General features: G+C 72.6%; 30 protein-coding genes. 9 read left to right on the forward strand and 21 right to left on the reverse strand.

Translation table 11 applies throughout. The features are described from left to right. The first annotated feature begins 66 nt into the window (after window positions 1–66). Together GKE82_RS24105 and GKE82_RS24110 are read left to right on the forward strand one after the other, a co-directional pair. The gene (locus GKE82_RS24105) at window positions 67–1,272 is read left to right on the forward strand and encodes a hypothetical protein (RefSeq protein WP_154735494.1); all 1,206 of its coding nucleotides are present in this window, start codon (window positions 67–69) and stop codon (window positions 1,270–1,272) included. Beyond that, window positions 1,272–1,559: a helix-turn-helix transcriptional regulator gene (locus tag GKE82_RS24110; protein ID WP_154735495.1), complete on the forward strand. Its 288-nt coding sequence runs from the start codon at window positions 1,272–1,274 to the stop codon at window positions 1,557–1,559. The genes GKE82_RS24105 and GKE82_RS24110 overlap by 1 nt, the downstream gene beginning before the upstream one ends. Window positions 1,560–2,546: 987 nt before the next feature. Here the strand turns inward: GKE82_RS24110 and GKE82_RS24115 are convergent. The 4 genes from GKE82_RS24115 to GKE82_RS24130 form a co-directional block, all read right to left on the reverse strand. Further along, window positions 2,547–3,866, reverse strand: a complete 1,320-nt coding sequence (locus tag GKE82_RS24115; protein ID WP_154735496.1) for a S1 family peptidase — start codon at window positions 3,864–3,866, stop codon at window positions 2,547–2,549. Window positions 3,867–4,097: 231 nt separating this feature from the next. Further along, window positions 4,098–5,174, reverse strand: coding sequence for an MGMT family protein (locus GKE82_RS31055; RefSeq protein WP_154735497.1), 1,077 nt, complete (start codon window positions 5,172–5,174; stop codon window positions 4,098–4,100). A gap of 16 nt (window positions 5,175–5,190) precedes the next feature. Then, window positions 5,191–5,598 (reverse strand): hypothetical protein, encoded by a 408-nt coding sequence (locus GKE82_RS24125; RefSeq protein WP_154735498.1) that lies wholly within the window; start codon window positions 5,596–5,598, stop codon window positions 5,191–5,193. A gap of 10 nt (window positions 5,599–5,608) precedes the next feature. After that, complete coding sequence (locus GKE82_RS24130) at window positions 5,609–6,883, reverse strand: hypothetical protein (RefSeq protein ID WP_154735499.1); 1,275 nt, start codon at window positions 6,881–6,883, stop codon at window positions 5,609–5,611. A gap of 421 nt (window positions 6,884–7,304) precedes the next feature. Here GKE82_RS24130 and GKE82_RS24135 point away from each other — a divergent pair, with 421 nt between their 5' ends. After that, entirely contained in the window at window positions 7,305–8,243 is a 939-nt protein-coding gene (locus GKE82_RS24135) for a hypothetical protein (RefSeq protein WP_154735500.1), read from the forward strand. Further along, window positions 8,240–8,971: a hypothetical protein gene (locus tag GKE82_RS24140; RefSeq protein ID WP_154735501.1), complete on the forward strand. Its 732-nt coding sequence runs from the start codon at window positions 8,240–8,242 to the stop codon at window positions 8,969–8,971. Before GKE82_RS24135 ends, GKE82_RS24140 begins: the two co-directional genes overlap by 4 nt. Window positions 8,972–9,015: 44 nt before the next feature. Here the strand turns inward: GKE82_RS24140 and GKE82_RS24145 are convergent, their stop codons facing one another. Continuing rightward, window positions 9,016–9,522, reverse strand: coding sequence for a hypothetical protein (locus GKE82_RS24145; protein ID WP_154735502.1), 507 nt, complete (start codon window positions 9,520–9,522; stop codon window positions 9,016–9,018). Continuing rightward, window positions 9,461–11,155, reverse strand: a complete 1,695-nt coding sequence (locus GKE82_RS24150; protein WP_154735503.1) for a hypothetical protein — start codon at window positions 11,153–11,155, stop codon at window positions 9,461–9,463. The genes GKE82_RS24145 and GKE82_RS24150 overlap by 62 nt, the downstream gene beginning before the upstream one ends. An 840-nt stretch (window positions 11,156–11,995) precedes the next feature. On the opposite strand from GKE82_RS24150, the gene GKE82_RS24155 reads away from it, so the two are divergent. Continuing rightward, a complete protein-coding gene (locus GKE82_RS24155) occupies window positions 11,996–13,027 on the forward strand; it encodes a hypothetical protein (RefSeq protein WP_154735504.1) in 1,032 nt (343 codons plus the stop codon). Window positions 13,028–13,078: 51 nt separating this feature from the next. On the opposite strand, the gene GKE82_RS24160 is transcribed toward GKE82_RS24155, so the two are convergent. The 8 genes from GKE82_RS24160 to GKE82_RS24195 form a co-directional block, all read right to left on the reverse strand. Beyond that, on the reverse strand, window positions 13,079–13,612 hold the full coding sequence (locus GKE82_RS24160; RefSeq protein WP_154735505.1) for a helix-turn-helix domain-containing protein: 534 nt from the start codon (window positions 13,610–13,612) through the stop codon (window positions 13,079–13,081). A gap of 483 nt (window positions 13,613–14,095) precedes the next feature. Then, window positions 14,096–14,398, reverse strand: coding sequence for a hypothetical protein (locus GKE82_RS24165; protein ID WP_154735506.1), 303 nt, complete (start codon window positions 14,396–14,398; stop codon window positions 14,096–14,098). Next, the gene (locus GKE82_RS24170) at window positions 14,391–14,663 is read right to left on the reverse strand and encodes a hypothetical protein (RefSeq protein ID WP_154735507.1); all 273 of its coding nucleotides are present in this window, start codon (window positions 14,661–14,663) and stop codon (window positions 14,391–14,393) included. The genes GKE82_RS24165 and GKE82_RS24170 overlap by 8 nt, the downstream gene beginning before the upstream one ends. 17 nt (window positions 14,664–14,680) lie before the next feature. After that, entirely contained in the window at window positions 14,681–15,244 is a 564-nt protein-coding gene (locus tag GKE82_RS24175) for a hypothetical protein (protein ID WP_154735508.1), read from the reverse strand. Beyond that, a complete protein-coding gene (locus GKE82_RS24180; protein ID WP_154735509.1) occupies window positions 15,237–15,608 on the reverse strand; it encodes a hypothetical protein in 372 nt (123 codons plus the stop codon). The genes GKE82_RS24175 and GKE82_RS24180 overlap by 8 nt, the downstream gene beginning before the upstream one ends. Window positions 15,609–16,128: 520 nt before the next feature. After that, complete coding sequence (locus GKE82_RS24185; protein ID WP_154735510.1) at window positions 16,129–16,461, reverse strand: hypothetical protein; 333 nt, start codon at window positions 16,459–16,461, stop codon at window positions 16,129–16,131. 315 nt (window positions 16,462–16,776) lie between these two features. Next, a complete protein-coding gene (locus tag GKE82_RS24190) occupies window positions 16,777–17,109 on the reverse strand; it encodes a hypothetical protein (RefSeq protein ID WP_154735511.1) in 333 nt (110 codons plus the stop codon). 456 nt (window positions 17,110–17,565) lie between these two features. Continuing rightward, window positions 17,566–17,775, reverse strand: a complete 210-nt coding sequence (locus GKE82_RS24195) for a hypothetical protein (protein WP_154735512.1) — start codon at window positions 17,773–17,775, stop codon at window positions 17,566–17,568. 50 nt (window positions 17,776–17,825) lie between these two features. Between GKE82_RS24195 and GKE82_RS24200 the strand changes: the two genes are divergently transcribed. Continuing rightward, on the forward strand, window positions 17,826–18,065 hold the full coding sequence (locus GKE82_RS24200) for a hypothetical protein (protein WP_154735513.1): 240 nt from the start codon (window positions 17,826–17,828) through the stop codon (window positions 18,063–18,065). A gap of 44 nt (window positions 18,066–18,109) precedes the next feature. Here GKE82_RS24200 and GKE82_RS24205 read toward each other — a convergent pair whose 3' ends face one another. From GKE82_RS24205 to GKE82_RS24220, 4 genes are read right to left on the reverse strand one after another with little or no spacing between them, the layout of a single operon-like run. Further along, window positions 18,110–18,748: a hypothetical protein gene (locus GKE82_RS24205; RefSeq protein WP_154735514.1), complete on the reverse strand. Its 639-nt coding sequence runs from the start codon at window positions 18,746–18,748 to the stop codon at window positions 18,110–18,112. Continuing rightward, window positions 18,745–18,954 carry a hypothetical protein gene (locus GKE82_RS24210; RefSeq protein ID WP_154735515.1) on the reverse strand — a complete coding sequence of 70 codons (210 nt, stop codon included), beginning with the start codon at window positions 18,952–18,954 and terminating at the stop codon, window positions 18,745–18,747. The genes GKE82_RS24205 and GKE82_RS24210 overlap by 4 nt, the downstream gene beginning before the upstream one ends. Window position 18,955: 1 nt before the next feature. Further along, the gene (locus GKE82_RS24215) at window positions 18,956–19,147 is read right to left on the reverse strand and encodes a hypothetical protein (protein WP_154735516.1); all 192 of its coding nucleotides are present in this window, start codon (window positions 19,145–19,147) and stop codon (window positions 18,956–18,958) included. An 11-nt stretch (window positions 19,148–19,158) separates the two neighbouring features. Beyond that, entirely contained in the window at window positions 19,159–19,374 is a 216-nt protein-coding gene (locus GKE82_RS24220; protein WP_154735517.1) for a hypothetical protein, read from the reverse strand. 500 nt (window positions 19,375–19,874) lie between these two features. Here GKE82_RS24220 and GKE82_RS24225 point away from each other — a divergent pair, with 500 nt between their 5' ends. Both GKE82_RS24225 and GKE82_RS24230 read left to right on the forward strand, forming a co-directional pair. Then, entirely contained in the window at window positions 19,875–20,894 is a 1,020-nt protein-coding gene (locus tag GKE82_RS24225) for a hypothetical protein (RefSeq protein WP_154735518.1), read from the forward strand. 954 nt (window positions 20,895–21,848) lie between these two features. Then, a complete protein-coding gene (locus GKE82_RS24230) occupies window positions 21,849–22,106 on the forward strand; it encodes a hypothetical protein (RefSeq protein WP_154735519.1) in 258 nt (85 codons plus the stop codon). A 153-nt stretch (window positions 22,107–22,259) separates the two neighbouring features. On the opposite strand, the gene GKE82_RS24235 is transcribed toward GKE82_RS24230, so the two are convergent. Further along, window positions 22,260–22,463, reverse strand: a complete 204-nt coding sequence (locus GKE82_RS24235; protein ID WP_154735520.1) for a hypothetical protein — start codon at window positions 22,461–22,463, stop codon at window positions 22,260–22,262. A 925-nt stretch (window positions 22,464–23,388) separates the two neighbouring features. Then, on the reverse strand, window positions 23,389–23,760 hold the full coding sequence (locus GKE82_RS24240) for a DUF1524 domain-containing protein (protein ID WP_154735521.1): 372 nt from the start codon (window positions 23,758–23,760) through the stop codon (window positions 23,389–23,391). Between GKE82_RS24240 and GKE82_RS24245 the strand changes: the two genes are divergently transcribed. Continuing rightward, a complete protein-coding gene (locus GKE82_RS24245) occupies window positions 23,731–23,868 on the forward strand; it encodes a hypothetical protein (RefSeq protein ID WP_154735522.1) in 138 nt (45 codons plus the stop codon). The genes GKE82_RS24240 and GKE82_RS24245 overlap by 30 nt on opposite strands. Before the next feature lie 108 nt (window positions 23,869–23,976). On the opposite strand, the gene GKE82_RS24250 is transcribed toward GKE82_RS24245, so the two are convergent. Further along, window positions 23,977–24,513: a hypothetical protein gene (locus GKE82_RS24250; protein WP_154735523.1), complete on the reverse strand. Its 537-nt coding sequence runs from the start codon at window positions 24,511–24,513 to the stop codon at window positions 23,977–23,979. Between the last annotated feature and the right edge of the window lie 17 nt (window positions 24,514–24,530).

Below are 24,530 nucleotides of genomic sequence, written 5' to 3' on the forward strand. Positions count from 1 at the left end.
GCTGCCCGGGACGGATCCCGCGCTTCAAGGTCTCCGCGGAAACCAGCCTGCCTCATCCACCTGCCCGTGCGCTACAGCGAAGCCGCCCGCGGCGAGCACCTCATCACCACCGGGCGGCCCGCCCCCGCGATCGACCAGCGCACCCATCAGCTGCAGGACCTCACCGCCGAGCAGCGCGCCCGCATCGTCGACCTCGCCCGCCGACTGCACCTGCACACCAGCCCCGACCCGAGCGCGCACCAGCTCACCGGCCTCGGGGACCTGCACCGCCCCCCGCACGACAAGTACACCGACACCGGGGACGCGCGGTGGCGCACCGGCGACGCGATCTCCCTGGCGCTCGTGCCCGCCGCCGACGGGCAGACCTCGATCGCCCGGACCATCCACACCACCACCGACCCGCACGCAAGCGCCCTGCGCCACGGCGCCCCTGTCGTCGACGAGCTCGACCCGCCGATCGACACCGTCCTGGACGCCTACGAGCACGCGCTCGCCTGCGCCGACGCCCACACCGCCCAGGCCCGCGCCCACGCCCACACCGTCTGGGCCCTGCACCCCGGCGGCCAGACCGACCCGCCGCAGGACCTCCAGTTCCTGGCCATCCCCGGCGCCGACGGCCGCGGCGAGATCCTCGCGCGCGCCGCCCACCCCGACCTCTTCGACCAGGCCGTCGAGCTCCTGCACGAGATCGCCGGCCACCACGAAGACGCCGTCCTGAGCACCGTGCCCGACACCCTCGGCCCGGCGCTCGCGCAGCTGGACGCCGACAGCGACCCCTGGGTGCGCGCGACCACCTGGATCACCGCCCTCAAGGCGCACCTCGAGGCGCTCCAGCAGGACCGCAAGGCCGCCGCCCACGACCAGGCCTACGCCGAGGAACGCGACGCCTGGATCCACGCCCACGGCTCCCCGCGCCTGCGCGCCGCCCACGCCGGCGACTACAAGCTCGACCTCATCTACCGCCAGGAACGCCTCGCCCGCGAGGGCCTTGACGGCATGCTCCTCAGCCTCGGCCGCCGCGCCAAGATCCGCGAGGCGCTCAACCCCAGCGCCGCCGCGCTGGACCTCGAACAGCTCGTGCGCGACTGGGCCCACAAGCCCACCACCACCAGGGCGGCGCAGGATCCCGCCGGTCCCGAGGTGCGGATCGTCTGGGCCGCCGTCGACCTCGACGACGTCGACGACGGCGAGATGATCCAGGTCAAGGCCTGGCTGGGCCGCCACCGCCTCTGGCTGCCCGTCGAGCCCCAGGACCAGGAGGACGACCGCTGATGCGCAGCCACGGCCCCCTGGGCATCGAGATCCGCAACCGGCGCAAGGCCAGCGGCCGCACGATGCAGCAGTTCGCCAAGGACTGCGGCATCGGCCGCACCGCCCTGCACCGCTACGAGAACGGGCACCCCGCCCGCCCCAACAGCACGAGCCTCGCCCGCGTCGTGCAGCAGGCCGCCATCCCCACCGACCTCGCCGTGCGGCTGCTCCAGGGCGACCCGGCGCTGGCCAGCGACCTGCAGCACGCCCTCGACCGCCTGCACGAGCACCAGCGGCTCACCACCTGACCACCCCACCAGCACCCGGGGCACACGGCCGGGGGCCGCGCCAGCGAGCGCGACCCCCGGGTCCGTGATCCGACACCGCCGGCGAGCGGGTCCAGACGCCCGCCGGCGGGCTTCCTGCGGGAGACGATGCAGGGGGCTGGCCTCCCACAAGCCAGCGACGCGAGCCCCCCGCCCACCACGCGGGGCGGGGCGGGGGTGCTCGCGCGAGGGGTCAGGCCGGGGTCGCGGCGGTCCCCCCCGTCCGGGGAGATCACCCCGGTGGCCCGGCGCACCACCGCGCGCGCCCCGTACGGGGCGGCGAACGCGACGACCTCGTCGAACTGCGCCTGCGTCGCCCCCGGGGCGACCTCGATCACGACCGCCTCGCGGCCCGTGTCCAGGTCCAGGCTCACGCCGTAGGACTGCACCGCCCCCGCCACCGCGGTGGCGGGCAGGCGCCGCTCGACGTCGGCGAACGTCTCGAGGATCTCCCGGTGGCTGAAGGCCACCCGGTACACGCGCAGCCGCCGCTCGAGCAGCGCGCGCTCGGGCCGGGTGACGGCCAGCCGGGCGACCGCCCGCCGGGCCGCCGCGCGCGCCGCGGCCGGATCGGTCGCCCCGACCCGCAGCGCCGCGGTCTTCGTCAGGTAGACGGGGCCGGCCAGCGCGGCCGGGAGCGCGCGCTGGACGCGGTCGGTGCGCCCGAGCACCAGGAACCGGGTCATCTCGCGGGCGGCCGCCGTCTCGCGGGAGACCCGCTCCTGGCGGGCGACGACCGCGACCCGAGACCGCCAGGCCGCCGCGCACCGGGCGTTGGCGCTGGGCTCCTGGGCCTGCGGCCGGTCACACGGCGACGGGACCGCGGCGCCTGCCGCTGCCGCCTCACCGCTGACCACCACACACGCCAGGGCGGCGCACAGAATCTTGGAAACTCGCATGCCACCGACTGTACGAGCGCGGATGACGCACCCGTCCACACCCGCCCGCGGGGCGTCCCGCGCGAGCTGCTCACCCATTGGTCAGCCACCCCAGGCCGGTGAACTGGGTGATCATCGCCTGGTCCATGTAGAAGACGTTCTCCTGGTTGGGGCAGTTCACCGAGCCGTTGGAGGCCGTGGTGATGCCGTAGAGCGTCGTCCACGACAGCATCGAGCCGCCGCTGTCACCGTTCTCCGCGCACATGTTCAGGCCGCCGTGGCTGCCGTTGGCCAGGAACTGGTACTTCACCAGCGGCCCGTTGGCCGCGTAGCGGAAGGAGTGCGGGCCGCCCCGGGTCACGCCGCAGCGCACCCCGGTCGTGCGGCCGGTGCGGCAGATCGGCACCCCGGCGGGCTGGCTCTGCGACACCCCGCGGATCGGCCAGTCCTCGTTGGTGCCGCGCAGGTTGGTGATGCTGCGCAGCCCGCCGCCCAGCCAGAACGGATCCTCCTGCAGGATCACGCCGAAGTCGCCGTACTCGCCGACCGTCCACGCCCACTGCCGGCCGATCCGCCGCGCACCCTGCGGGGAGTGCGCCGCCCACGTCGTGTTCGTGGGCATCTTGTCCAAGCAGTGCCCCGCGGTCACCACCGCCCAACGACCCCACACATACCCCCAGCCGCCGGCCGAGCAGAAGCTGTAGGTCGGACGCGTCTCGGAGTAGACCTCCTGGCCACCGTGCAGCGGCGCGGTGCACGCGCTGATCGACGGGCACGCCGCCGGGCTCGGGCGCACATCGTCCAGCGTGCCGCGCTCGATCGCCACCGCGACCCCGAGGCGGTCCAGCAGCGCGCGCGCAGCCTGCAGCTGCGGCGCCGCGGTGTCCGCGACGGTGATCGTGATCCGGTTGCGCTGCTCGTCGACGCCGAACCGCACGTCCTTCAGCGACTCAAGCACCGGGTGCAGCGCGTCGTAGGCCGTGCGCAGCAGCGCCTGCGAGCTCTTGACCCGCACCAGCTCGACGCGATCCGCCACGCCCAGCGCCTGCGTGACCGTGCCCACCAGGCCGCTGGCCTCACCCAGCGCCCCGGCGACCCCGACCCGCATCTTCCCGGTCTCGTTGTCGAACCACATCCCCCCGTACAGGCCGCCCAGCGCCCCCGACAGCCGCGTGGCGTTGCGGGTGATCGCGTGGATCGCCACCAGCCGACCGCGCGCCTCCCGCTGGCCGACACCGAACTCGCGGGCGTAGTCGTCGATCTGCGCCTGCAGGCTGCGGTCCTGGCCGATCAACGAGCTCACCGGCTCGGTCAGGGCGTTGAGCACCGGCGTCACGTCCAGGCCCGAAGCGCCCGCGGCACCGGCGGGCGCCACGCCGACGCCCAGCGAGGCGCAGGCCGCCAACGCCACCAGCGCGCCGCGGCCACGCCGCCAACGCCGCCCCGGCGAAGAACAGAAGGAAGAAGGAGGAGAGAGGTTCATGGGCCGGCACGCTAGGAACCGGCCGCGCACCAGCCCCACACAACGCACCGGTCAACGGAGCGACCCGACCAGCAGCAAGGTGAACCCGAGGTGAACCAGACGCGTTCACCCACGACGCCCGCCCGGCGTGGCCGGTTCACCTCACGGCATCGGCGCCCGTCAACTCTCCGAGCTCTCGGGCGGCTGCAGCGTCGCCCAGTCGTCGGTGGTGAAGCGCTGGTCGGGGCTCGCGCGGTCCTGCGCGTCGAACCGCACGCCCTCGCGAACGAGGCGCTCGCGGACCGCTTCGGGGGTCGGGGGCAGCGCCGGGTCGACCGAACGCCAGCCGGGGGACACCTCGCCCAGGCGGTTCAGGACGCGGTAGACCAGGGACGGCACGTCCGTCTCCATGCGCGCCAGCCAGGTCCCGAGCGCCTGGCCGCCCTTCGGGGCGCCGGCGGCGGCCGCGACGTCGCCGTAGGAGGCCCAGCGACCCGTCGGGATCGCGGCGATGAACGCGCGCGCCACCGCGAAGTCGATGCTGTTGCCGGCGGCGCGGCGGCGGCGGGCGGTGCGCTGCTTCTCCTTGAGGCGCACCTCGAACGCCGCGGCCTCCGGCAGCGGGATCAGGACGGAGGCGGCGAGCACGATCTCGCCGGCGACCGTGTACGGGGTGACCTGCACGCAGGTGATGTCCATGTCGAAGTTGCGGGTCAGCCACAGCACGGTGTTGGTGACCCCGACGGGGAACCCGGCGGCGACGAGCACGATCCGCGGGACGGCGTCCTCGTCCAGGGGGTCCAGCGCCTTGCCGCCGGTCCACTCCTCCAGCTCCGCACGGGCCTGCCCGGTGGTGAGCTCGCGCTGACGCTCGGCGGCCTCGTAGGCCTGGTACATGCCGACGACCTGCTCGGCGGTCAGGGTCGAGACGTACGCGGCGTAGCGCAGTGCCTGCAGGTCCTGGCCGTTGGAGCTCTCGTCGCGCTTGATCTCGACCACGACGAGCTTGCCCTGGCGGTCCAGGGCAAGGAGATCGAGGCGGTCCAGCGTGCGGTCGAACCCGGCGAACTGGCTGCCGACGATCTTCAAGTCCTCGCCCATCACCTCGGGCCGGGCCTTCAGCCAGCGCTCGAGCTCCTGGACCTCGCGGGCGCCCAGCGACTGGAAGCTGGCCGGGGTGATCAACGTGGGCTCCCCGGACACGTCCGCACCGACGGTGAACAGCTGCAGCGAGTTGCGCGCACCGGACACGATCACACCACGCCCGTGCCGGTCAGCCGGTGGTCCAGCGCAGCTGGGCGCCGCTGGGGCGGCTGCAGCGCATGGCGTACGTGGGTCCGGAGCCGCCGTCGCTGCGCAGGCGGCAGCGCCAGGCCTTCCCGGCGTGCCGGACCGTGAACGCCCGACCGTAGGTGCCGCGGCCCGCGGCCGCGTCGGGGACCTGGTAGGTGCCGTCGTGCAGGCGCCGGGCGATGTTCTGCAGTGTCGCGCAGCTGGCGTTCTTGGTGCTGCCGCGGGCCGGGAGCTGGAAGTCGGGGTAGGCGCTGCTGTTGGCCTGGCCGATGATGAACTGCGGGCAGGTCGCGGCCGCGGCGGGCGGCGCGCCGGCCAGCAGCGGGGCGGCGATCGCCGCGGCGATGAGCAGCACGCCGGGCCGGGGGTGGTGGGGGTGGGGGTGCATGTCGGTGGTCCTAGACGGTGGGGCGTTTGGGCGGGTTGCCGCCGAGCTTGCGCAGGTAGGCGGCCATCTGGCGTTCCCAGGCGGCCACGGCGCTGTCGCGCTGGCGGGTGATCGTGTCGGAGAGCTCGCGGAAGCGGTCGTACTCGGGCAGTTCGAAGCCGGAGGTCTCGTAGTCGCCCAGGTCGCGCAGGTCCTGGGCGGCGCGGGCCAGCGCCACGCCGGAGTCGGTCGCGGTGATCGCCTGGTCCAGCAGCGAGACCAGCGCCTGGTGCTCGTCGCGCACCCGGCTGGGGGCGGTCGGGTTGAGCGCCACGAGCTGCCCGCGGATGCGCTCGCGCTTGCCGCGCGCGGTGTTGAGCGCGTCCTCGAACTCCCCGGTGGACTCGTTGAAGATCTTGACGTCGTCGACGTACTCCTGCAGGTCGTCGCGCGTCTCGTTGTAGGAGGCCAGCAGCCCGCGGATCTGGCCGCGGTAGCTCTCGGCCTTGCGGGTCGCGCTGCTGCGCTGCTTGCGGTACCGCACGCGAGCCTGCCGCCAGTCCTCGAGTCGCTCGTGGGAGCGCTTGAGGTAGCGGGCGGCCTGCAGCGTCGCCGCGCGCGCTGCGGCGTGGTCGACCCGGATCGGGGTCAGGCCGTCCTCCTCGCGCGAGAGCGCGCTGACGCGCTCGGCCAGTCCGTCGCGCAGCACGTTGGTCGCCTCGAGGATCGCGCCGGCGCGCTCGGTGAACGGCAGCAGGTCCTTCTCCGACAAGGTCGCCAGCGTGCCGAGGCCGTCGAGCACCACCGTGATCTGGCGGTGGGCCTCCAGTGCGTCCTGGCGGACCGTGGGGTCCTCCAGGTCGGCCAGCTCGCGCTGGCGGCCGAGCATCACCGTCCGGGCGGTCGCGGCGCCTGTGCCGGCCTCGCGCAGCTGCGCGACGTTCGCCGCGGCCGCGACCCGCTCCACGTGCCGATCGAGGAGCGCGGCGTCCAGCTGCAGCTGACGGTGCGCCAGGCGCTCATCGCTGGGTCCGCGATCGATCAGCGCGAACGCGGTCACCCCCAACGCTCCCACCAGCAACGCCGCCAGCCCGCCCACCAGCGCCACCCGCCGGCGCCCCGCAGAACGCTCCGCCGGCGCCTCGGTCGGGGGGCTGGTCGACACGGTCGTGGGGGCGGGGTCGTGCTCGGCGGCGCTGACCTTCTTCAGCGCGACCGGCGCGTCCGCCACGGTCTCGGGGTCAGCTGTGTCATGGACGAGCGTCGGCTCCTCGAGCTCTTCACCGTCGGGCTCGTCGGACGGCAAGGCCTGCCCGCACCCGGCGCAGAACCGCGCCGTCGCCCTGTTTGCGACCCCGCACTGGTCGCAGAAACGTCGCTGCATCGTCATCCCCCACTGGACCGTTCCGACCCGAACGTAGTGCATCAACGAGCGCACCTCAACGCCCGCCGCTCCGCACAGCCCACGTCGCACCCACCCCGACGGATCTGACACCGCGACCGCAGGGGCCTGGAGTCACCAGCCGCTGATCTTCAGGCCACCCCCGGGGCGGCGCAGACCGAGGGCTGCGCCGCTCGACCTCTTCAACGCGGCCGTCGAGCTGGAGGTCGCGCACCCGGACAGGCCTGAGAGCCGCTCGAGGTTCGCAACGTTCTCATTCCGAATGTACTTGCGTACAATTGCAAGCGTTGTGATTCTGCAAACGCCTTCGCCTGACGTGACCCTGGTGATCGAAGCTGATCGGGCCTCCCTCCTGCACGCCGGCAGGTCGGTGCGGACGTGGCCCGTCCAGCACATCACGTCGCTCACCACACGCGCCGCGGGCGATCTCACCGATCACCGCGGGCTGCTGCTGATCGAGCGTGCCGCACCGGGCGCGCTCAAGGTTCTCCGCGCCGCCGGCCGATCGTTCGCGACCAGTGCTGGCGAAGTGCATCTCGTCGAGCCGCCGGAGCTCCTCATCCTCCAGCCGCCGACGCAGGCGCCGACCCTCGCCCCGAGCCCGTCACGCTCGCTCAGCAAGGGCGCGGCCCGGGTCGGGCGCTGGCTGCTCCTGCACGCCGATGCCCGCGATACGACGATCAGCGAGCTCGCCACCGCCTCCCGTACAAGCGTTGCGACGGCCTCGCGCGCCGTCGCGCAGCTCGCCGATCGAGACCTCCTGCGCGTTGCGACGGCCACCGACGCCAGGCAACGCGCCGTGAACGCGAGCGACCCCGCGCAGCTGCTCGACGCGATCGCCGACGAGGGACCGTGGCGACGCGCGCGGCAGACGACCTGGGACGTCGGGGCGCGAACCACCGCGCACGCGCTCGACCTCATCCGCACGGCCGCCTCGGCGACCGGGCTGCCGTACTGCGTCGGCGGCCTCGCGGGCGCCGCGCTCGTCGAGCCGCTCGTCGAGCCCGCCGTCGCCACGATCTGGGTCCGCCAACCCGATCTCGAGGCGTGGCAACGTGAGCTCATCGCCGAACCCGCCCGCCCGGCGACCGGCCGCATCACCGTCCGCATCGCGCCCGACCCCGTCATCCTCGACTGGGCCACCGACCACGACGGTCTGCGGATCGCCGACCTCGTCCAGCTCTACATCGACTGCCGCTACTCGGGCGAGCGCGCGATCGACCTCACCGACGCCATCCGCCGACGGCTACTCCCCACCCCATGAAGCTCATCGATCCCGACCCGCTGCTGCGCGAAGCCGCCGACGCACTAGCCCCAGTGCGCAACGACATCGTCGTCGTCGGCGCCAGCGCGATCCGCGTCGCCCTCCACGGTCGCGAGGTCCCCGTGAGCCCGACCCGCGACGTCGACGCCGGCACCAGCATCGAGGCCGCCGAGCGCGTCGTCGCCGCGCTCGAGGCCGCCGGCCTCACGCGCAGCACCGAGCCCCACGAGCAGTCGTTCACCTGGGTCCGGGGCGATGACCTCAAGGTCCAGCTGATCAGACCGTTTCACCCATTCCCCACGGGAGCGGCCCGCGGCCTACCGGTCAACAACACCATCCCCGAGCTGCGCACCCATCGCGTCGCCGTCGCGTTCACCGAGCGTCCCGACGAGCCGCGACTGTGGTGTGCCAACGCCGCCGCCCTCGTCGCGCTCAAGGCCCAGGCCTTCGGCCGCACGCGACATGACGGCAGCCCTGTGGACCGCGACTTCAGCGACGTCGTGCTCCTGCTGGACCACCTGCTCGACGAGATCGCCGGGCAGGTCGAGACCGACCTGACGATGCGCCGCCGAGTCCTCGACGCTGCTCGGCGATTCCTCAGCGACGACGAAGCCGTCAGCAGTGCCGTCCGCGAACTCCTCGCGACCGATGCGTTCGCCACCGCGCCACAAGCCCGCCGCGCAACCGAGCGAGCCGCCACGCGCTGCGTCCGCAGGCTCGACGCCTGACAGGAGGCCCGCCGCGACGCGGCCAGCCGCACGAACCCGCGTGGTTAGCAGGACCCCGGTCGGCAGTACTCCGGTGCGAACTGCGCTGAGGTCCAGATCTGGCCTGCGGCGGTGACAAGGAGGTCGTGTCCCTGCGGGTGCACGACGAGCGCAGCGATGGTCGCGGAGAGGAGGCCCACCGCGACGCGGGCAGCCGCGCGAGCCCGCGGGGAGCGCGCACGCCGTGACGCGACAACGGCCCCGACGAGCGCGCTTACCGCGGCGATGACCAAGACCAGCGACCACGCCCCGGTGACCAGGGCGCCCAGCACGACCCACGGGACGGCGATGACCAGCGAGACCCCGGTCAAGAAGACGATGCCCCCGACGAGCAGGAGCGGGACCACGATGGCGTCTGCGAGCTCCGTCCTGGCAAAACGGCGGCGAAGGGCGCTTCCTGGCGAGCGATTCGACGCGGTCCAGCCTTCGGTCTCGGGCGCCATCGCAGCATCATCGCCGCCCAGACCCACCGTCGTCCACTGCACGGTCGGCGGCACGACGGTCTCGGCCACGCCACCGGCCGCCGTCACCCATCGCGCTCGCGGCGTCGACGGATGCCTGCGCGGCGCGTGACCCCCAGGAGACGTGCCCGTCCTGCCGCGCCGCCAGGTCATGGGCGCGGGGTGGGGTGGCGGGTGTGGCGGCGGTGGCGCAGGGCGATGAGCCACTGGTCGGGGTCGGCGAGGACGGGCCGGTCGTTGATCGCGGCGGTGGTCCGTGCGCACCACGGTGCTGCGGCGGTCGGGCTTGTGGTGTGGTGGGCGTGCAGGATCGCGACGTCGCGCTGGACGCTGGCCGGGGCCGGCCACGCGGTGGGGTCCAGCTGGTCGCGGCGGCGCAGCGCGATGGTGTCGGTGTCGGGGTCGTAGGGGAGGTGCTGGGCGGGGTCCGGGGGTGGTGGGGTCCCCAGCCGTCGGGGTGCAGGCGGAACGCGATCCGGGTGCGGGGGGCGGGTTGGCGTCGTGCGGTGCTGCGGCGGGCGGCGCGGGCCAGGTGCTGGCGGGAGGCGATCTGGACGGTGCGTTCGAGGTGCCGCACACGGACCTCGAGCAGCCCGATGAGGGCGTGGAGCGTCTCGCATGCCGGCGCGAGCGTCACGAGCTCGCTGGCGAGCTCGGCGATGAGCGGCGGGCCGGTGGTGGGGTTCAGGGCGCTGCGGGCGTGCTGGTGTCGTGCGAGGAGCTCGGTGAGGAGCTGGTAGCGGTCGGTGGGCACGTAGCCGGCCAGGCTGCTGCGCGGGCTCTGGTAGCGCAGCGCGGCGAAGAGGGCCTTGAGCGTGTCGCGCCGGTGGGTGGTGAGCTGGTGCAGGTCGTGGTCGGTGAGCCGGTGGGCCTGGTCGATCAGGCGACGGGTGAGCTCGTGGTGGCGCTCGTGCTCGCGGGCGGCCTGCTGGTTGAGGTGCTGGATGCGCCGGGTGTCGGGCAGCCGGGTGGTGGCGTGATCGTGCGCGCCGGGCGCGCGCGTGTTCTGCTGGGGTCCGTTCAGACGCTGAGGGTGGTCCCTGCCGGGGGTTGCTGTCGCCGTTGGCGACAGCTCCGCAGGAGTGGGGCGTTCTGTTCGCGGGCGGCGCGCGAAGGCGCGGCGCGCGTGCAGGAACCGGGTCGTGCGGGTGCTGTTGCTGGGGGAGCGCTCGCGGGCGCGGCGCAGCCGCGCGGCCAGCCACGCGGCCGCGGCCGCGGACTGCCGCGGGCCCGGGACCTCAGGGAGGGGCAGGAGGGTGATGTCGGTGCGGCACGGGTGCCCGTCGGGGTCGTGCACCACGGTGAGGTCGACCAGCCCGCAGGCCTGCAGGGCGTGCAGCCAACGGGCGGTGGTGTGGTGACGGGCATCGCGGGCGGCGCGCGCGTCCGGGGCGGGCTGCCAGCCGCAGACCCTGCCGATGCCGACGGCGATCTGCTCCTGGCTGCAGCTGACGGTGGCGCTCATCGGCCGGCCGGGCAGGCGCAGGTCGGTGCGCGAGCGCAGCCAGGCGTAGGCGCAGATCGCGCCGACGACCAGCCGTGCGTCCTGGAGCTCGTGCTCGAGCAGGACCGCGGTGAGCTGCTGGTCGGTCAGGCGGGGTGGCAGCGGGCGTGGCGGGGCTGCGGGCGCACCTCCCAGTCGCGCCCGCAGCCCGTCGCGTCGCTTCGCCACGCGGGTGCTCACCAGGCCACCGAAGCGGCCCGCCGCGGATCTGGGCAGGGGGTGCGCCGGCTCCCGAACCCCCGGTGGATCCGCTCTCAGAAGGGGGTGCGCGCGCTCCCGCAAGGGGGTGCGCCGACTCCCACCGACCCGGGCCGACCCGGGCCTCGCGCGCGGCGCGATCGGGGCGGTGCGGGGCCGGGTGGGTCGGCTCCCGCAAGGGGGTGCAGCAGATCCCACGAGCCGGTGGATCGCCTCCCGCCCCACGGTCGTGAAGGGGGTGGACCGCCTCCCACACCGCCCCGCTGCCGCCGCGGCCGCGGGCACTGACCCGGTGGATCGCCTCCCACACCCCACCAAATCCGGCGTCGAGCACCGGCCGCGGGGCGGGTGGATCGGCTCCCGCACGCCCCCGGGCCGGGGCGGTGAGCGCCGGCCCGGGGCGCCCTGATGCCGGGCCTCGCGCCGTCCGGGGAGGGGGTGGATCGGCTCCCGCAGCAGGGCTTGCGTCCCCGGTCGGGCCGCGAGGGGGTGGAACTGCTCCCACCGGCAAGCTCTTGAGGGGGTGAATCCGCTCTCACAACGGGGTGGATCCCCTCCCGCCACGCGGCCTCACGGGCCCGGCGGGCCGGGTGGATCGGCTCCCGAACGCGCCCCCCGGCCCCGTTGGGGGCCGCGGAACGCCGTCCAGGCGGCCGCGCGGGGGAGGGGGTGGACCCGCTCCCACCGCCCCGCGCCGGAAAGCTGGCGCGTTGATGCCGGGTGGATCGGCTCCCGCGCAGGGGGTGGATCGGCTCCCGGCACGGGGTGGATGTGCTCCCACGTGTCGCGGGTTGTCCGTGCAAGGACCTAGCTTTCGCGCACGTGTCCGGCCTGCTGACGCCCCCGCCCAACCGCTCTCCCAGCCGTGCCCTGAAGGGCGGGCCGCTCGACGGCTGGATGGACGACGACGCCGCGCTCGCCGCCGGCCAGCTGTTCTCCCGCGGCGAGAACCGCGGCATCCTCGTCGTCAACGGCGACCAGCTCTTGGGCGACACCGCGCGCGTCGTCGGCGCCGAGCTCGGCGAGATGCACTTCCGCATCTGGGCCGCCCTCACCACGATCTGGGCCTCCAGCGGCTGCCCCGCCAACGGCTCGCTCTCGTTCACCCTTGGCGAGCTGACCCGCACCATCATCGGCGACTCCAAGAGCGTCAGCAGCCGCGACCGCGACCGCATCCTCGAAGCCCTCTTCGACCTGCGCGACGCCCGCATCACCCTGCCCGGCTACGACCTCGAGACCCGCACCGCCAAGCCCGTCGTCGCCGACACCGCCCTGATCATCAGCTTCCAGATCGCCGGCGAGCTGCTGCGCGCCTACCGCCGCCGCGACCCCAGCCGCCTCAAGGACGGCGAGCTCGAGGACTCCGACCAGCTCGAAGACCTCAAGGCGCTCGGCGGCCGCCGTGGCAGCACGCTGAAGGTCCGGCTGCACCCCGAGTACGTCGACCGGCTGCTGGAAGCCGACCTGCGCCGCTTCGACTGGAGCAAGACCCACAAGCTCTCCGGCGTGGGCCTGAAGCTCTGGCTCATCTTCAGCGACCGCCGCATCCGCTACCTCCCCGCCAAGCCCTGGGAGCTCCCGCCCGGCATCACCGCACAGCCCGGCGAGACGCTGGAGTGGTGCCAGGTCGAGCTGACCCCCGAGAACGCCGCCGGCCTCGGCGTCACCGCCGCCCGCCGCGTCGACCGCCGCAAGCCGCTGCGCCGCGGCTGCCAGCAGGTCCTCGACGTCGACGGCTCCTTCGCCGCCATGGAAGTCATCAACGGCGGCAACGACGAAGACGTCCTCTACGTCCTGCGCCGCGGCGGCGGCGCCCCCACCGGCCGCCCCAACCAACTCCAACTCACCAGCTGACCACCCCGGGAAGGGGGGTGCAACGCCTCCCACCCGGCCAGACGCCGCCGCTCAGCCAGGCGCCGGCCCCTCCTCGCCGTGACCGCCGACCGGCACGCCCGCGGGCTCCCCGGCCGCCACGAGCTCCCCGCCGGCGTCCGGGACGGGCTCGCTGCCGGTGTCCGGGACGGGCTCGCTGCCCGTGGGCGGGGCCGGGAGTTCGTACCCGCGCTCGGCGCTGCGGCGGATCTCTCCGTCCCGGGCCAAGCGGCTCAACAACGTCGAGACGCTGCTGCGCTTGAGCCCGACCTCCTGCGCGATCGCCGCGGCCGACGAACCCGGGTGCGCGCCGAGGTACGCCAGGATCGCCGCGCGCGTCTGCCCCGGCGCCGCCGACGACCTCGAAGCCGCCCGCCGGCGCGTGCGGCCCGCCCCCGACCGCGTCACGCGCCCACCCGCCGCCGGCGCCTCACGCGGGGCGAGCGCCTCGAGCACCTCGCCCAAGCACTCCCGCTCCCGCCGAAGGTCCTCCACCGCTGCCAGCTGCGCGTCGAGCTCGCGCACCCGACCACGGATCGACGCCTCGATCTCCCGAAGATCAGCCATCACCAGACCCTAACCGCCAGCCCTGAGCGCCCAGTAGCCGACGACTGGTGGCGGCCGCGTGCGGCGTCGGTTGCGGCCGCGATTCGGCGTCAGCGGTGAAGATGCGGCGCTCGGGCCCTGAAGGGGGCAGACGAGCGCACGAGTGACGCTCGGTCGTGCCCCAGGAAGCGCTCAGCAGCGATCGCGCGCCGCCTGGTCGGCCCGCGCGTAGAGCTGGCGACATCCGTTGCGTCTGCACCGCGACCACGCGGGCACGCTCTCGGCCTCCTCCTCGGGGCCCAGGAGGAACGCGATCCCGCACGCACTCCACGAGCCGCCCTTCGCCGGGTGCTCGACGCAGACGTGGAAGCGAACGCCCGTGTAGGAGGCTCGGCCACCACCGTCATGCCGCGGGCAAGCCAGCCAGGAGGCGTCCCGCTGTCCCGCGTAGATCCCGCTCGACTGCGACCGGGCAACCATCAGGCATCGGCCCCATCGTGGGATCTACGCATCGGCGCCACCCTCATCTCGGTCGAGGGAGCGGCGCGCCGCCCGAGACCGACGATCTTCGCGAACGAGGCGCTGCATCTCGCTGAACACCTCGTGGTCGTCGAGGCGCGCTGCCCTCGCGCGCTTGCGGCGATGGCTGGGCGGGCACCCGATGTAGGTCCCGTCCTGCAGCGAATGCAGCTCGACGAGCACCCGCGCGAGCGACTGCACGGACCACGGCTGCGGCAACGCGCAGACCCCCTGGTCCTGGTCGAGAGCGGCGCCCTGGTCCTCCTCGTCAGCGGGGAAGTCAGACATCGACGCCGCCCTCCTCCTCGTTCCGAGCGACGGCAACACCTTCGGCCGTGATGCACCAGCCGCCGGAACCGGGGCCAGGTTGACGCCACGCCAGTCCGCGCTGTCGCAGCGCGACGAGGTTCGCCGCGATCGTGCCGGCGTGGACGGTGTCGAGGCCGATCGCCGGGCAGAGGTCGCGTGCGGTCAGCGTCTTCACGTCGTCGGGATAGACCGTCGTCTCGTCCGCCAGGACGACGAGCAGCGCCGCTTGGATGTGGCTCGGCATGCAGAGGTGCGCCGCGATCACGACACAGCCCGCCCTTCAAGCTCCGCGACCACCCGTTCGATCGCGGCCAAGTCGCGCACGAGGGCGTCAGCGTGTTCGCCGCGGATGCATCCGACCCGCGCCCCGGCGCTAGCGATGCTCTGCCTGATGCGGTCGCACGCGCCACCGTGGCCGTAGAGCGGGATCGGCGGCTCAGCCGGCCACATCGCGAGCCGCCCCTGGTCCTGGTCCCCCGCGCAGCCCTGGTCCTCGGGCCCGAAGCACTCGGGAAAGACCTCGCGAGCATGGTCATCACACGCGGCACGACCGGTGACGAGCTGCACGGTCACGGCCTCGTTACCGCAGTGATCACACCGCTCGAGCAGGTCCTCCTCGGCAGCCAGGCCACGCTTCGAGACCGCCCGATCCTTCTCGACCGACGAGCGGAGCCGGAGCAACGCGACCGCCGCGTCGACCAAGCCGCGATGACCCCGGTCACTGATCGGGTCGAACGTCCCCGCGGCCGGGTTGCGCCAGCGCCAGACGACGTACGCGATCCCCTCAGCAACCGCTCGCTCTCGGCGCGTCCAATCGTCAAGCATCGATGCCTCCCACCCGGTCTGCGTGGGCGCCGCGGCCCTGCCCCTCGGTCGCACGGGCGGTGCGCTCGACGCCGTCGACCACGGTCGTGGTGCCGACATCCCAGAACGAGATGCGATGGAAGACCCGCACGGGTCCGTGAATCTGGAGTGACCGCAGGCACGCTTTGCAGGCCCACGGCGCAGACGGGTCGAACTCCTTGTTGACCCTGGTCCCGCTCGACCTCGGAAAGTCTTCGCAGGCCCGCCCGCACAGCGTGCGGGTCGCGCCGTGGAGAGCCAGGTGGTCCTTCTCGTGCCTATAGCCCAGCCCGCGGCGCGGGTAGAAGTTCACGACGTCGGCGTGCGCGATCGCGTCAACGGCCATCGTTCCCCTCCTGGTCCTGAGCGAACGGTGCACGCGGCGGTGAGATCGGGCATGTCAGACCTCCTCGGCCTGGTCTTGCGCGTCACGCCCGGTTTGGTCCTGAGCGGCGTCGCCCTGGTCCTCGGTCAAGCGAGCGCGGCGATGGGCGTACACGCGGCACTTTGCCGAGCAGTACGTGGCCGGTCGGCCAGTGGTGTGCTGGGGCAGCGCGACGCCGCAATGCGCGCACGTGGCGCGGAAGACCAGGGCAGCCTCGCTTGGCGTCAGCTTTCTACTCATCGATGCGCTCGGGCGAGCCGCTTCAGCGAGGCGATCCACCGCCGCTCCTCCTCGGTTAGCTTAGCCACGCGCCTCACCCCCGTCCTCGGTCGAAGGGGCGTCGTCCCGAAGCCGGATCGGGGCCTGCTGCGCCTCCGCGCACCATGTCGTCGACGCCGCCGAGAGCGTGCCCTCCGGGTTCGGCACCAGCCCGCCACACAGGGCGCATTCGTACTCGTCGCCGTTGACGACGCCGCAGCGGCTACGCATCGGCCTCACCCCGGTCCTCGGTCGAAGCGGCGTCGCGCCTACGGAGGATCTCGGCCCTCTCGGCGGCGGTGAAGGGCCGCTCCCCAGCGACGAGCTTGGAGTCGATGTAGGCGTCGTCTTCGGCTACCGAGGCGCGCGAGCGATACCAGACCCATGCGCCATCACCGGCGCGAAACGCTTCGGCGTGCCCCTTCTTCCGGGCGCGGCTGAGAGCTGACCGGCGAGCGGGCGTCCACCAGAGATCCTCGACGAGTACGGAGCCATCGTCGGGGTGAAGCCGCTCGACTGCGGCACGTTCGGCGGGGGTGAGGTCAGCGAGGGCCATCGTGCCCCTCCTGGTCCCGAGCGACGCCCTGGTCCTCGGTCGAAGGGGCGGGCGGCAGATGGGGCAGGTGCGTGCCGCCGCGCGCGCCCGGCTCCGGAGTCACGTCCCTGCCGAAGGACACGCCTCCGCTGATCCCCACCTTGTGCCCGCAGTAGCGGCACTCGCGCACGGACCCTGCGCCGACGTGATCGCCCAGTGACTCCCGGCTTCCTAGACCACCCTGGCGCAAGCAGCGCGGACACGTCCTCGGAGAGCGGTTCGCAGCCGCATTCCGCGCGCCCTGACGCCGACGGCCTGCCTTCGCTCCGTCCATGCTCACGACGCCTCACCCCCGTCCTCGGTCGATGGGGTATCAGGCAGGTCGCCGTTCTCAACCAGCGCGCAGGCCTCATCAAGAGCCTCGTAGTACCCGCCGTCCAGACGGCACCCCTCGGGGTCAAGCCACACGTCGTTGACTTCCTCGAAGCCAAGCATGGCCAGCAGCGCGACCTCGACGCGGGTGCCGTCTCCGATCGCCTCTGCTCTCGCGCGCGCCTCGGGTCGCGCGGCCCGCGCCATGTCGAGCGAGTCGATGATCTGACGCGCCTCCATGCGCGGCGTCAGGCGGTCGCGCTTCGCGATGCGATCACGGCGGACCAGGTGGTACATCACGACCTCTTCGTCCGCAGCCTTGTCGTGAGGACTAGCCACGAGCCTCACCCCCGTCCCGGTCCGTGCCGGGGTGGCGCGAGCTGCCTGGGTTGGCGCCGTTGGTGTCGGGAGCGGTGGGCAAGCAGGCGACCCTGGTGAGTGCGTTGGTGTCGATCCGCGAGGACCGCGGCCGGGTGCGCCGGCGCGCGCGGCGGATCTTGCGGGCGCGGCGGCGGCGTGTCGCAGCCACGCTGGGGGAGGTCGATCGTCGGAAGGGCTTCATCGCGGGCAGTATGCGAACGCGTAGTGACGCACCAGCACGGTCGGCACGCGATCACCTGAGCCGAGCCTCGGGTTCGCGCTCGCGCGGCAACGTGGTGAGTCCTCTCGAGCAGGGCTGCCCGCTTGGTTCCGTGGCGGCCCCGACAAGGAGCCCGGGCGTGTGTGACCGGGGTGGCGGCGCGGCGGGCGGGGTCACCGGGCTGGCACCGCGGTGCCCTCCGCGCGAAGGTCGGCGGCGCACTGGGCCGCCAGGTCCGGTCGGCCGCTGAGGTCTCCGGCGATCTTCTCGGTGAAGCCGAAGCGCAGGGCAGCCCTGATGATCGCCTTGGCCGTGGCGTCGTCGTAGCGGTGCAGCGTCATGAGGCTCTCCTCGTGGCGCGCGATCTGCTCGGTGGGTGACATGGGTCGATCGTGCATACGGTCCCGAAAGGGCACCCGGCTACGCTGCTGGGGTGTTCTTCAGCGCCTCTCAGCTCGAGCGCGCCGAGGTGCCGGAGCTCGGTGCCCAGGGGCTCGCTGCGTGGTGGGTGACCCTGCCCGGGATCAGCTACCGCGGACGGGCGGTCTGCCCGGCGAGCTGGGACGTCGAGCAGGTCCTCGCGGCGCTCGAGCTCGGCGCGAAAAGGTGTGGGTCCTACGACGTGCTCGCCGGCCGCCTCTACTCCCGCCTGCGCATCGACCAGTGGACCTGACGACACGACCCACCCCGGCTCGCCAACATCGCTCGCGCAGCTGGTCACGAGATCGACGCGGTTGGAAGGCCCGGACGTGGGCGTCGTCGGTCCTGAGCGGGCGGCACGTCGATACCTGCTGCGCGCAGCGCGGCGACCCAAGAGCCGCCATACAGCCACCGGATCCGGTCGACGCTGATCTCTCCATCCCACGTTGAGACCGTCGGTCGCTCGCCGCCGTGAGCCTCGACCCACGCGCGGAGCAGCTGGCCGGTTCGCGCGCGATCCGCGTCGTGGCGGCGCCGCTGGGCGGCCGCAGCGCAGTCGCCGCATCGGCGTACGCTCGGACGGACACTGACGCCGCAGTCGATGCAGGCACTGTCGCGTTCCTCGCGCCATGGTGCGAGCCCGGCCTCACGGCACAGGTCGACGTACGGGCGGGCGCCCCGCGGGTTGCCGTGGCGTTCGACGAACTCCGCGCGCAGAGGTGTGCCCCCGAGTTCGACGGCGAGCGCGCGGATCGCTGCGACGCACTCCGCGCGTGAGCGTGGCCCAGCCACCCCGGCCCGAACGAGAGCTGTCCCCCACGGGCGTGCCGCCGCAGGATGATGCCCGACCGCGGCAACGAACTCGCCGCGTGTCGGCGCGCGACCGAGTTGTCGCGCCAGCTCGAGGATCAGCGCGTCGGTTTCCTCGACGGTCATCCGTCGGCGAATCGCCACGCGATGACCTGCTCGACGCTCGTGCCCGACCACGATGCGATCTCCTCGGCCGTGTACCCGCGAGCCGTGAGCGATCTGGCGACGGCCTGGCATTCCGCCCAGAGCAGCAGGCGTGCCGACTCGTCGACGGCAGCTCGAGCCGCAAGGTCTCCGAGGCTGGCCGCCAGCGACATGTCGAGGCTGTCCACGCTATGCCTCTCGGCACATCTTGTAGACGGCGCCACGCGTCACGCCGAGCAGGTCGGCGACCTCGATGACGGTCAACGCGCCGGTGGTGACCGCTTGTCGGACGTACCCGACGAGGTCGGCGCGGGCGACGCTGGCCGCGTGGAGCGCGGCTTGCTCGCGCTCGCGCGCGCCGATGATGGACGCGCGCTGCAACTCGACCGGGATCACGAGTACTCGCCGTCGTCGTGGGCCGCGATCCACTCGTCGATCTCTGCGAGTGCCTCTTCGCGCGACACGGTCAGTTCGAGGCGGTTGCCGTCCGGGTCCCTGACGCAGCCGCAGATGTCGATTTCCTCGCGGACGCCGAGAACGTCGTCGAGCTCCAGGTCGCGGATCGCGTCGGCGACGGTCGTGGTCTGCGTGGTTTCACCAACGCTCATGTGTACCACGGTACACACACCCGCCTACGGTGTCTACCACGGTGTACAACGTGCGCGTTCTACCGCGAGTGCACCGGCGGGACGCAGGTCACGAGAACCGCACGTGACAGTCGGCTTGAACGCGACTCGCGCGAAGGTCGACGCGGGCGTCGCCAGCGGCCTCTGGCGCAGGCTGTCGAGCAGGGGCGCGTTGTGGGGTGCGGCGGCGGGGGCGACGTCAGCCCGCGCCGGCTCGAACGCGCGTCTGAGCGACCCGGTGTGGTCACGGACCCTTGCGGCGCGCGCGCCGGGCGTCCCGTGCACGGGTCAAGAGCGTCTGGGCCCTCCGAGCAGGTTCCTACGATCGGCTCATGCCCGCTTCCGTACTTCCCCGAAATGCCCCCCGAGTTGGCCGCTCTGTCTTGAACGGACAAGCGCTGCCGAACGCGGGCGTGGTGAGCGTCGCCGCGGCCGTCGAGCGGGTCCCGTCACTCCGGGGCGTCGCTCTGATCGGGAGTGGGATGCAGCAGCGCAACAATCGCTGGGCGCTGCCGCTCTCCGCGCGATCGCCGGTCGTCGATCTCGCGTTGTCGCCGGGGGCCTGCGGCCCCGCCGCCCAGGCTCTGACGAGGCTCGCCGCAGCCCAGACAGCCCGCCGCACTCGCTGGCTCGCCCTCATGGAACAGAGCTCGCAGCAGTCGCGCCGCTACGCGTCGGCTCTCGCGCTCCTCGGGCCGGCCAACCTCGGAGGCGCTCGTGGCTTCAGGCCGGCCGGGGTGCCGCTGACCGGTACCCGTGTCGCCGGGCTCTCGCAGCGATCCGGGCTGGTGGGATCGAGTCTTGAGATCCCGCCCTTTCGGCCCTGGGGACCCTGCTGGCCGGTCGAGGACGAGTACGGGCTGGAGCCCGGTGGCACGTCGGCCGGCACCGACGGACGGGACGTTGACGCCCTGCGGCTCGTTCTGCGGTTGGCCGACTCCAGATTGCGAAGGAGCGGCGTGCCTGCGCCCGAGTACGAGATGCTCATCAATCAGCTCGCCGATGCCTGTGCCCGGACGAGCGTCGTGGGCGCGCTGCGTGAGCTCGTTGGGCGCGCACCGCACCTCAAGGACGGCCAGCGCCTGTGGCTGGACCAAGGCCTCGGCTATGTCGCTGAGGGAGAGTGGGTCCTCGCGATCCCGTTCCTCCTACTCGGGTTGGAAGGCGCCATCCGGTCCGTCGAGCCGCAGGCACGCACGCACCGCGATCGGGGCAAGATCCCTGGCGTCGAAGCGTTCATCAAGACCACTGACCTCCCGGAGGAGTACAAGATGCTCATCCGCCGGCACGTCTACGGACGCCCAGGAAACAGCTTCCGCCACGGAGACCCAGACGGCGACGCGCGCGCGCAAGCAGTCTTGGCCACCTTCGCGATCGCGTGGTGGCTAGGCAACGTCACCACTGTCGCCGCCGGTCGAGCGCTGACTCGAGCGTCGGGTCGGCGATCCGACCTGCCGCGTCCTCGCCCGCAAGAGCTGGCGCTCCCGCAGGCGCGTCCGTAGCGGAGCAGCCGCGGGTGCACCCGCAGAACGATGGCCCTGGACGGGGGCGACCGTCGGGCCTTCGGGCCCGGGTCGGACTCGAGCCGGCGGTCGGGGGCGGTGGTGCTGTCTTGAGGGTCGGTCAGCGACGGCGGCGTAGGACCTCGAGGACGTAGTTGGTGTTGAGGATGTCGGTGGAGTCGGCCATGGTTACGGCGACGTAGACCGTTCGCGTGCGGCCGGTTGGGTTGCGCAGGTACAGCGCCTCGCGCTCGCCGGGCCCGTTGAGGCTTCGATCGATGAGGAACTGCTGGCGGCGGTTGCGGCCTGGTCGTAGGCGGCGAGCTCGGCGTCTGCGCGGCTGCTGGTGGGGCGCATGAGCACCGTGTAGCGGGCGCGCGGCGGGACTCGCAGGCGGTAGACGTCCACGGGGTCCTCGACGGCGTCGACCGTTGCGCGCTGCGTGCCGCCCCAGATCGGTCGGTCGGGCTGCGAGAAGATCTGGCCGTCGATCGCGCTGACGGTGTCGTTGGGCTCCAGCGGGTCCAGACGCGGCGCGGGGCCGCTGACCGCACGGTCGATGTTCAGGTCCGCACCAGTGATCGGCGACGACTCAAGTTTCTTCGAGCAGACCCTGATGCAACGCTGCCCGGACGGGAACCCCGCACGCGCCCTTCCCTGAACCGCTCACCCGCGGCCCGCCTCGAACGGTGGGACCCTGCGCACCTGCCAGGAGTTCTGAGGCCCTTGGTTCGGCGACGGCGGCGCTTCGCTCACGGCAGTGCTGACGAGGCTCTGGGCCGCTAGGCTGCGCCGCGGGTGGGGACGCGCGTCATGACGCCGCCCCTAACTGCAGGCGACCAAGGCTCATGTCTTTAGGGGGATCGTGTGGGTACCACGGGTAGACCGCCGCGGCTATGGAAGCTCTACGCCGCGTTCGCGGGGCTCTTGCTCCTAGCTCCAGGAGGTCTCGCAGTGCTGTTGGACCGCTCTGAGGAAGGTCGAGGCGGCAGCGTCACTGCGTGTAGCGATGTCGCCGAGCCGTTGTCGGCAGACGCGGTCCGGTGGTTCATCGATCAGGGCGTCACCCCGACGGGCGCCAAAGTTATCTCGGCAGCGTGCAGCGTCGAAGACGCCAACGAATCCCTGGGCGAGATCCGAGACGGGCTCTGCGCCCAGATGTACTGCGGTCCGGGCGTCGCCGAAGACTGGGAAAAGCTGGACACCGAATGACGCGACTCTTCCCGGAAGCCAGACTCAACACGTGGGCCAGAGTGCTCCGGCTCAGGCGCACGTAGGTTCCGCATCGGGTCGCTTCGCACGCGTCGGGTCGCCTGGCCGGACCCGATCAGGCCGCCGTCGACACGCTGCTCATGGGTTGGTGCCCTAGTCGGTCGATCGGTTTCTTCGCCGGCCTCGGCGCTCCGCGCGACGGCGCAGCAGCCAGCGCACGAACTCCACGACATCGTGCAGGGTGGAGAGCACATCGTGCACAGCGAGGAACAGGTCCCAGACGGCGCCGGCGATGTCGGCGGCGAACCCAGGCTCCAATCCGAGAGGGCTCGCTAGGAGAATCACGAGGGCGACCACACAGGTCGCGCTCCTGAAGAGCCGCGGCGCGCTGCGCGCGCCGCGACGGGTACGGACCACCGCTCCCCGAGCGGCAGTGACAATGGTGAGGGCACGCCGAACGACAACCGACCGGCGCGCGCATGAATGAACCTTCATGACCGTTAGGGCCAAGGTCGGGCGAAAAAGTGGGGGCGGCTGCCGAGGTTTTCGGCGCCTGCGCCTCACGGGGTCGACGGTGTCTGCCGATGGCGGTGGGCTGGCCTGAGAACTGAGACTCACGCCGATTACCGAGCCACGCTTCCGAAAAGGGAGGGGTCGGCTCGGGGCACTCTCGCTGTCGGTCGCGACGCGTTCGTGTGTGCAATAGGTGTCGCAGCGCGGGGTGAGATGCTCGACTATGCCGTGCGCCTGGCGCCTCGAGCTACACGTCGACACCCTCCTGCGCCGAGCACCGGACCGCTGGGACCACGCCGCGATCGCCAAGCTCCTCAGCGAACTAGCGACGCTCCCCGGCGTGACCTTCACCCGCAACCACCAACGCGGGCCCCGCACACCCCTCGCAGCCTCCGACGACCTTCAGCGATTCCTCAGCGCGGTGGGGACGCCGCTGACTTGACCGGCGCCCGGACCGCTCGGTGTGCGCCGGCGTGCCTGTGAGCGGCCAGTTCATCGGCCAGTCCACACCCACCGAGTCGCTGCCGCCGCGCGGGCCCTGGGGGGAGCTATCGGGTCCGGACCCGCTGGTCGCGAGCGAGCGCCCACGCGCAGCAACGGGCTCGGGGCTCGCGGCGAGTAGGGGTCATCAGCTCCGCGAGCGCGCACCGGATCACTCACCACCGGGTCACGATGGGCGTACGCGCAGCGCAGCCCCGGGGTTGGCGCGTGCGGCGATCGGCTGTAGGGCCGATCGCCGCGGTGCCGTTCAGCGGGACGCGCTGGGGGTCTAGGCGTAGGGGCAGGCGTTGAGCATCGTCTGCAGTTCCTCCTTCTCGGCGGCCTGCACCCGCAGGGCCCACTGCGACTTCACAGCGATCACCGCGCGAGCGTAGAAGCAGCCGAACAGGCCGCGAGGGCGCCCGTACGGGTTGGTCACGTCGTGGTCGGACTCGCGCGAGTTCGCGGGCGCGTACAAGACCATCAGGTCCGGTGGGGTCGTGTCCTTGGCGAAGGCCTTGCGGCGCTCCTGGGTCCAGCTGTCGGCGCCCGAGGGCCACGCCTCGGCCAGTGCGACCGAGTGGTCGATGTGGACGCTGCTGGGGTTGGTGAGATCGACGACCGTGCAGGGTTGCAGGGCGACGACATCGACCTCGGCCAAGGCCAGAACACCGTCTTCGGCCCCGACGGCCCCGGCCGCTTCCGCCTCACCCTGCGCTCGTACAGCGGCCAATGGTCGGTCCGCCTGCGCGTCGAGGAGTACTCCTAGCGGCGCGGCCTCAACGGCCACCTCTCGGGGTTGCGCGCTGGCGCGGAGGCGAGGATCAGCGAGGAGGCCGCTGACGCCGAGGGCTGAGCGATGGAATCCGCGAGAGTTCTACGTGCGCTTTCGCAGGACGACGGCGGCGCCGGCGAAGGTCGCCCCGGCGAGAACGTCCAGGTACAGGCCCCACCCGATGCTCACGACGGCGTCTTCGCCGTTGAGGTCGATGATCTTCGCGATCGACCACAGACTGCACACCACCCCGAGGGCGATGACAGCGTTCAAGGATCGTTTGCTGCCCGACGCCGTGTGGCGGAACAGCGCGAACGCTGCGATCGCTGCGAGCACGGCGAGAATCTTCCCGTCATCGGTGTCCAGGCCGCTCACCGACACGATGAAGACGGTGGCCCAGGTACCCAGCAGGCCGATGAAGGTGGCGGCGATCCCCGCGGCGCACACCCAGAACGCGCGCGGCATGTCCGGGAGCGTGACGGTCTTGGCCGGCGACTGCGCCGACCGTGGGGGCACCGGATCGTCGGAGGTCTGTGCTCGCTCGGGCGCGGGGCGGCCGGGCGCGGCGCCGGGTTGCGGGACGCGCTGGGTCGGTTGGGCTGTCGCGCTGTCGCGCGGCGCGTCGTCGTCGATGGTCACGTGGTCGTCCGTTCCGG

Source organism: Conexibacter sp. W3-3-2 (assembly GCF_009707605.1).
Taxonomy (GTDB): domain Bacteria; phylum Actinomycetota; class Thermoleophilia; order Solirubrobacterales; family Solirubrobacteraceae; genus Paraconexibacter; species Paraconexibacter algicola.

Coding starts and splice junctions, on each gene's coding strand:
- GKE82_RS24160 (WP_154735505.1), bottom strand. CDS start 13,612: ATGGCTGATCTTCGGGAGATCGAGGCGTCGATCCGTGGTCGGGTGCGC.
- GKE82_RS24185 (WP_154735510.1), bottom strand. CDS start 16,461: ATGGCCCTCGCTGACCTCACCCCCGCCGAACGTGCCGCAGTCGAGCGG.
- GKE82_RS24225 (WP_154735518.1), top strand. CDS start 19,875: ATGCAGCAGCGCAACAATCGCTGGGCGCTGCCGCTCTCCGCGCGATCG.
- GKE82_RS24195 (WP_154735512.1), bottom strand. CDS start 17,775: ATGTCACCCACCGAGCAGATCGCGCGCCACGAGGAGAGCCTCATGACG.
- GKE82_RS24220 (WP_154735517.1), bottom strand. CDS start 19,374: ATGAGCGTTGGTGAAACCACGCAGACCACGACCGTCGCCGACGCGATC.
- GKE82_RS24125 (WP_154735498.1), bottom strand. CDS start 5,598: ATGCACCCCCACCCCCACCACCCCCGGCCCGGCGTGCTGCTCATCGCC.
- GKE82_RS24140 (WP_154735501.1), top strand. CDS start 8,240: ATGAAGCTCATCGATCCCGACCCGCTGCTGCGCGAAGCCGCCGACGCA.
- GKE82_RS24165 (WP_154735506.1), bottom strand. CDS start 14,398: ATGTCTGACTTCCCCGCTGACGAGGAGGACCAGGGCGCCGCTCTCGAC.
- GKE82_RS24180 (WP_154735509.1), bottom strand. CDS start 15,608: ATGGCCGTTGACGCGATCGCGCACGCCGACGTCGTGAACTTCTACCCG.
- GKE82_RS24110 (WP_154735495.1), top strand. CDS start 1,272: ATGCGCAGCCACGGCCCCCTGGGCATCGAGATCCGCAACCGGCGCAAG.
- GKE82_RS24205 (WP_154735514.1), bottom strand. CDS start 18,748: ATGACCGTCGAGGAAACCGACGCGCTGATCCTCGAGCTGGCGCGACAA.
- GKE82_RS24170 (WP_154735507.1), bottom strand. CDS start 14,663: ATGCCGAGCCACATCCAAGCGGCGCTGCTCGTCGTCCTGGCGGACGAG.
- GKE82_RS24175 (WP_154735508.1), bottom strand. CDS start 15,244: ATGCTTGACGATTGGACGCGCCGAGAGCGAGCGGTTGCTGAGGGGATC.
- GKE82_RS24190 (WP_154735511.1), bottom strand. CDS start 17,109: ATGTACCACCTGGTCCGCCGTGATCGCATCGCGAAGCGCGACCGCCTG.